This window comes from uncultured Mucilaginibacter sp., from assembly GCF_937859865.1.
Lineage (GTDB): Bacteria > Bacteroidota > Bacteroidia > Sphingobacteriales > Sphingobacteriaceae > Mucilaginibacter_A.
The window spans coordinates 1-6,538 of the sequence record NZ_CALMAT010000016.1 but is presented as its reverse complement, the minus strand read 5'-3'; the positions used below and the strand labels follow the sequence as shown (position 1 = coordinate 6,538).

7 protein-coding genes are annotated in these 6,538 nt (G+C 41.7%); 5 read left to right on the top strand and 2 right to left on the bottom strand.

All coding sequences use genetic code 11. From position 1 onward, the window contains the following. The 5 genes from Q0192_RS02030 to Q0192_RS02010 all read left to right on the top strand — a co-directional run. On the top strand, positions 1–3,075 hold a 3,075-nt coding region (locus Q0192_RS02030; protein WP_299285310.1), incomplete at its 5' end, for a gliding motility-associated C-terminal domain-containing protein. Between the two features lie 29 nt (positions 3,076–3,104). After that, the gene (locus tag Q0192_RS02025) at positions 3,105–3,812 is read left to right on the top strand and encodes a gliding motility-associated C-terminal domain-containing protein (RefSeq protein ID WP_299285307.1); all 708 of its coding nucleotides are present in this window, start codon (positions 3,105–3,107) and stop codon (positions 3,810–3,812) included. A 17-nt stretch (positions 3,813–3,829) separates the two neighbouring features. Next, on the top strand, positions 3,830–4,744 hold the full coding sequence (locus Q0192_RS02020; protein WP_299285305.1) for a type IX secretion system membrane protein PorP/SprF: 915 nt from the start codon (positions 3,830–3,832) through the stop codon (positions 4,742–4,744). Between the two features lie 196 nt (positions 4,745–4,940). Then, complete coding sequence (locus Q0192_RS02015) at positions 4,941–5,198, top strand: hypothetical protein (protein ID WP_299285302.1); 258 nt, start codon at positions 4,941–4,943, stop codon at positions 5,196–5,198. A 16-nt stretch (positions 5,199–5,214) separates the two neighbouring features. Continuing rightward, a complete protein-coding gene (locus Q0192_RS02010; RefSeq protein WP_299285299.1) occupies positions 5,215–5,460 on the top strand; it encodes a hypothetical protein in 246 nt (81 codons plus the stop codon). Positions 5,461–5,470: 10 nt separating this feature from the next. On the opposite strand, the gene Q0192_RS02005 is transcribed toward Q0192_RS02010, so the two are convergent. Both Q0192_RS02005 and Q0192_RS02000 read right to left on the bottom strand, forming a co-directional pair. Further along, positions 5,471–5,677 carry a DUF3820 family protein gene (locus Q0192_RS02005; RefSeq protein WP_299285296.1) on the bottom strand — a complete coding sequence of 69 codons (207 nt, stop codon included), beginning with the start codon at positions 5,675–5,677 and terminating at the stop codon, positions 5,471–5,473. 12 nt (positions 5,678–5,689) lie between these two features. Next, on the bottom strand, positions 5,690–6,529 hold the full coding sequence (locus tag Q0192_RS02000; protein WP_299285313.1) for a polysaccharide deacetylase family protein: 840 nt from the start codon (positions 6,527–6,529) through the stop codon (positions 5,690–5,692). Positions 6,530–6,538: the final 9 nt, after the last annotated feature.

Genomic DNA, 6,538 nt, shown 5'->3' with positions numbered 1-6,538 from the left:
GCTTTAAATGCTTCAACAGGTTCTGGCAACCGCCCAACTTCGGCCATTGATGATTTTGTTTTGAATTGGACCGATACGCCAATTGGCACGCCTGCTTTGGATATTACGCCAACGGCCATCGCTTTTGCGGCACAAAACATCAATACCAGTTCTTCGGCACAAACTTATACTTTAACCGGTAGCAACCTTACGGGAAATGCAACGGTTACCACCAATGCACCTTTTAGCGTATCAAAAGACAACAGCAATTTTACCACTTCGGTTACTTATACGCCTGCTGAAATTTCGGCTGCAAAACCGGTTTATGTGCGCTTTAATCCCACAGCTTCCGGAACTTTTACCGGAACTGCTTTAAATGCCAGCACCAATGCCTTCAACAAAACCGTTACTTTAACCGGAACTGCCCAAGACCCAAACAACCTGGTTTATGGCTTTGATAATTGTACCGTAACTGCCGCGATTTCGGATGGCTGGACACAATACAGCGTAGTTGGTGCACAAAATTGGGCCTGTACCACTTTTGGGCGAGATCCAAATGCACCAAAAGGAACAGCCGCTTTCCCCAATGCCGTGCAAATAAACGGCTATGCCAACAGCACCAACAACATTAATGAAGATTGGCTGATCTCGCCTGCCCTGAACATGACAGGCTTTAATTATCCGCTGTTTTCATTTTGGAGCCGTACTGCTTTTAACGGTGCAAAATTGAAATTGCGCGTTTCCACCAATTATTTGGGAACTGGAAACCCGGCTTTGGCAACCTGGACGGATATTGATGCGCCTTTTCCAAACCAGGCCAGCGATACCTGGACACAAACCCAAAACGTTGACCTTTCTGCTTATAAACAAGCTGGCGTTTACGTGGCTTTTGTGTATTATTCTACCACCGAAGATGGCGCACGTTGGACTTTGGACGATATCAACCTGCTCAATTCGCCTACGCCTCCACCGCCTTCGGTTTATACCAGCACCAATAGTTTATCGTTCGGTTTCCAGGCACAAAACACTTCTTCCACCCAAAGTTTCAATACTTCTTTTAACAACCTTACCGGCAACGTTACGCTAAGTTCTGATAATGCGGCTTACACTTTATCAAAAGACGGAACAACTTTCGGCAGCACCATAAATTATACGGTAAACGAAGCATCGGGAACAACAAAACCAATACTTGTTAAATTTAACCCGACGGCTGCTTTGGCCAATTATACGGGCAATATCAGCATCGCCACCAACGGCGCAGGCAATATTACGGTTCCGCTTTCGGGCAATACTTATAACCCGAACAATACGTTGGAGGTGGTGAATTACAACATGGAATGGTTCGGAAGCACGCAGGCAGGCCTCGGCCCGAACGATAAAAACCAGCAGGAAGCCAACATGAAAACGATATTTGGCAACATCAAAGCCGATATTTTTGGTTTGCTGGAAGTGGTAGATACCAACCGTTTGCGCAACGTAGTAAACACTTTGCCGGGTTACAGCATGGTTGTTTCTGATTTTGGTTCTTATGCTGATAACTTGCAGGATCCGGACTATGCAGGCGCGCAAAAACTGGCTTTTGTTTATAAAACGGCCATGTTTCAAAACGTAAAAATTTCTGATTTGCTGCGTTGTACCGAAGCACAAAACTGTCCGGATTTCAATTATTGGTCAAGTGGGAGGTTTCCTTATTTGCTTGATGCTGATGTAATTTTAAACGGCGTAACCAAACATATTACTTTTGTGCTGATCCATGCCAAAGCAAACACCAGCCCAACTATAACGGCTTATCAAAGAAGGAAAAGCGGTGCCGATGATTTAAAAGCTGTTCTCGATGCCAATTATCCCGGTAAAAACTTTGTGGTTTTAGGCGATTTTAATGATGACCTCGACCAAACCATCACCGCAGGCATTACGCCGCCAACAACTTCTTACAGTTCTTTTATTGGCGATCCTTCCAATTATTTCCCGTTAACGCTGCCTTTGAGTTTGTCTGGCAAAAAATCAACGGTGAGTTATAACGATATGATTGACCAGGTGATTGTTTCCAAAGGGATGAACACTTTTTACATTAACGGAACGGCCGAAGTGTTGAGCAGCGTTGCGGGTTTGGTGGTCAATTACGGCAATACCACAACCGATCATTATCCGGTTTTAACGCGTTATGCTTTTGGCAATGTACCGCCGACTTTAAATGCAATTGCTGATCAAAACGTTTGTTATTCCAACAACTTGCAAAGTGTTGCGCTGGGCGGGATTACGGCTGGGCCGGAAAGCGGACAAACCACTACCCTTTCGGTTTCAACTTCCAATGCTGCGCTGATTGATCAGCTTTCCATTGTTCCCGGTGCCAACGGAACCGGAACAATTAATTATCACACCAGCAACAATACTTCGGGCGTTGCAACGATTACAGTTATAGTGAAAGATAACGGAGGAACAGCAAACGGTGGAAATGATACTTTTACCCAAACATTTAACATTAATGTAAATAGTTCGCCATACGTTTCCATCAGCAGTAACCAAAGTCCGAAAGTTTATAAAGGAACGATTGTCCGTTTAACTGCAACAGGCGGACAACAATATACTTGGACAAATGCCACGGATGTTATCAGCGGACAAAATACCGCTACGTTAGTGGTTTCCCCAAAAATAACGACTACTTATAAAGTAACGGCAACCAATGCTGCTGGATGTACAACCGATCAAACCATTACCGTAACCGTTAGTACCGATTTGAAACTGTTATTGAGCCAGATACTATCCGGAATCTTTTTTGAATACTTATTTGACAAGAACGATATTAAAATGTTGGCAAATAAGATCGTTTGTGTTGCAAACAATATCATCACCCCAAATGGCGACGGGAAAAATGATTATTGGGCAATCCAAAATATCAATAACTACCCAAACAACAAGGTGAAAATTTTTGATAAAAACGGGCGCATTATATTCAGTAAACAAGGTTATGCCAACGATTGGAACGGGACTTACAACAACAGCCCACTTTCGCAGGGAACGTATTATTATACGGTTGATTACGGCATCGGTTTAGCAGGCATGTTCCAAGGTTACATCACCATTATCAGAGACTAATTAATTTTTAATCAGAATAAAAAAACGACGTGTATTTAATAAAATTTTTATGCCATAAAAGAAGTGTTGGTGTTGCAACTTTCATCACGGCTTTCCTAACTTATGCTACCATTGATGTTGCTTTTGGCCAAACAGTGCCAGCAGCAACCCTTAATTTTGCTGCTCAAAGTGTCCATAAAAGTTCGGCTGCACAAACCTTTACAGTAAGGGGAAGCAAATTAACCGAGCCAGTTACCGTAAGCACGAATGCTCCTTTTAGCCTTTCAAAAGACAGCGTTAATTACACACCAACATTAACTTTTACAGTAGAAGAACTGGCATCCAACCAAACCGTTTATGTAAAATTTAAACCAACGGTGATTGGTAATTATGCCGACAGTGTTGCCAATACAAGCTCAGGTGCGGACAATAAAATTGTGGCTTTAAGCGGAACAGCAGTTGAATCTACCAACATGATGGATGGTAATAAGCTGGATGCCAACAACATCATCACGCCAAACGGCGACGGCAGGAACGATACCTGGGTAATCAAAAACATTGACCAATATCCAAACAACACGGTAAAAGTTTTTGACAAATCCAGAAACGTGATTTACAGCAAACAAGGTTATACCAACGATTGGAACGGAACTTATAACGATGCACCGCTGCCGCAAGGAACATATTATTATGTGGTTGACTTTGGCCCGGGTTCAGGCTTGTTATTTAAAGGTTTTATAACCATTGTCAGAGATTAATTTTCAATCAACAAAAAATGTATTCGACCAAATTTTTATGCCATAAAAGAAGCATTGCTGCCGCGGTCTTTCTCTCAATTGCCATCTTTCATCCAGCTGCCAAAGCACAGCTTAACCCATTGGCTACGCAATATTTTAATAACCAATACTTGTTTAACCCAGCCATGGCGGGCATTAACGATGGCCTGAACATCAACCTGAGCGTGCGTAAACAATGGAGCAGTATTCCCGGTTCGCCTTATACACAAGCTGTTTCTGCCGATTATTTGTTGAACCGTGCCGCTTTTGGCGTAAATATTTACAACGAGCAGTCGGGTTTGTTAAAATCAACCCGCGCTGTGGCCACTTATGCTTACCATATCCCCTTGGGGCAGGACAACCAAAAACTGAACTTTGGACTTTCGGCAGGTGTTTTAAGCCAGCGTATCCCTTACGACCAAGTGAACGGCGATCCGGGAGATTTATCGGTTGCAAGATACAATGACCGCAAAAGTTATGTAGATGGGGATTTCGGCGCATCTTACACCAGCAATAGTTGGAGTGTACAGGCCGCTTTGCCCAATTTAAAAAGTGTTTTTAACAACGATATTAATAACGGCACGGTAGACAGGGCTTTGTATTTTACTTCGATAAGTTACAAGTTTGGCTTTGGCGAAACTGCAAATATGTTTGCTTTGGAACCAAAAGTTTGCTTTCGCGGCGTAAAAGGTTACACCAATATTTTGGATGCCGGTGCCAATTTGATGCTGTTGGACAACCAGTTATCGTTGCAAGCGATGTACCATACTTCCAAAAGCAGCACCTTTGGTTTTGGTTTGAACAAAAACACATATTCCATACTTGCTTTTTACACCACCGAAACTTCTGCCTTAAACAATTATACCAATGGTAATTTTGAACTGACCTTGAGGCTGAAATTGTTTGATAAGTAGGATTAAAATCAACTAACTTAGAGTAACTATTGGTGCAATAGCGAAGAAAATTTATTGTTTCTTTTGATAAATTTTATTGAACAATATTTCAAACAAGCTCGTATAATAAAAATATTAAAGTTTTACGAATTACACATTTTGTAACTTGTATTAGTTTAATAATACAGCTTTTATTGTTAAATAAAAATGATATAAAATGAAAAAACTTTTGCCTTTTTTTATTGCTTTGCTAATGGTTAGTGCTTGTAAAAAAGTACAAATACTTCCAGTCACAGTCCCGGTAAAATTTACAGCTACAACTTATCAAACTTTAGGAAATTATGATGATGCCGGAAAGCCGCTATACTTAGCAACCAGTGATGTAATTTCCTCTACAAACAAACTTTGTTTAAATATCGCCTTCCTAATTTTAAACAGAATGATAGCTTTGCGGTTGATAGTTTTTACCCGATAAAAGAAGCATACAAACCATGGAAGTTTTTGAAACTTATTTAACCGGCACCGACGGACAGATTGAAGGTTTGGCAAGTACCGTAACTACGGCCGATCAAAGCAAACAATACCAATTTTCTTCTTTTGATAACTCTTTAACCATCACCATTGCAAAAGACGAACATGGCCATTGGAAAAGGATCAGTAGCACCGAACCTTATTTGTCTGGCTGGGTGGACGAACTGGGCGAGCAGATAGACCAGCGCATTACGCCAACCTATTAGTTTAATACAATCACTTCAACGGTTCCAGCAAGTATTGTAAACCGTTGATCCTGATTTCCAGCATAGTTTCCAGCAGAACGCCCAACGTTCCTTTCGGGAAACCTTGCTGTTTAAACCACAACAAATAATTTTCAGGCAAATTGCAAATTTTGGTGCCTTTGTATTTGCCAAAAGGCATTTCCATCGTAACCAATTGCGTTAAAGTTTTTGGGTCCATGCTGCCGCAAACCTAAAAACTATGTTTGATATTGTTGGATAATGTATGCGCCGACCAATAGCCGCTGGCTAATAATCTTCTGATTGTGTACAAAGGCTCAATAGTATCCCTTTTTTCCGATAATTGGAATGCCGCTATAAATCCGCGTTTCTTCAATTCAGGGATCGCCTGCCCGTTCCACAAACCAAAAGGATAAGCAAAATATTTAACTGGTTTGCCGGTAATTTCTTCCAGCTTTTTGGTTGGCTTGTCAATTTGTGTAACCCAATCTTCGCCCTGGTATTTCTTCACGTTATGGTGGTCCCAAGTATGGCTGGCAACTATGTTCCCTTCGTCGGATAGTGTTTTTACCTGCTCTTTGTTCATGTAGTGCGGTCTTCCCAAAGAAACCGTCATGATAAAGAACACGCCTTTAAAACCGTACTTTTTCATTTGCGGTTCGGCCAGCGTATATTGGTCTAAATCTGTATCATCAAATGTAAGCATGATGGGTTTTGCAGGAAGCGCCATTCCTTCGTTCAAATACTGGTACAACTGATCAGGCAAAATGGTATGGTAACCGCTGTCGGCCAGCATTTTCATTTGCTCGCGGAAATCGTTTTCCTGCACAATATAATCTTTGGCCGTTTTAGAATCGGTCGGTTTCCAGTTTCTAAGTTGGTGGTAACACAAAACCGGGATTTGCTTTCGGCCTAAAATGGTTGCTGCCGAAGCCACTTTTACCGTTTTTGGGTTGATGACCGGATCGGAAGCTTTTTTTGCCGGATAAATTTCTGCCTTCGTTGTCATAGCCGAAGTTTGGGATTGAAACTGGCAACTGCCCAGCATCAACATTGAAAAAATTCCAGGCAGGGCTAATAG

What these genes read in the sequence shown, in the direction of transcription:
- Q0192_RS02010 (WP_299285299.1), top strand. Translation starts at nt 5,215, where the DNA reads ATGGAAGTTTTTGAAACTTATTTAACCGGCACCGACGGACAGATTGAA.
- Q0192_RS02020 (WP_299285305.1), top strand. Translation starts at nt 3,830, where the DNA reads ATGTATTCGACCAAATTTTTATGCCATAAAAGAAGCATTGCTGCCGCG.
- Q0192_RS02015 (WP_299285302.1), top strand. Translation starts at nt 4,941, where the DNA reads ATGAAAAAACTTTTGCCTTTTTTTATTGCTTTGCTAATGGTTAGTGCT.
- Q0192_RS02005 (WP_299285296.1), bottom strand. Translation starts at nt 5,677, where the DNA reads ATGGACCCAAAAACTTTAACGCAATTGGTTACGATGGAAATGCCTTTT.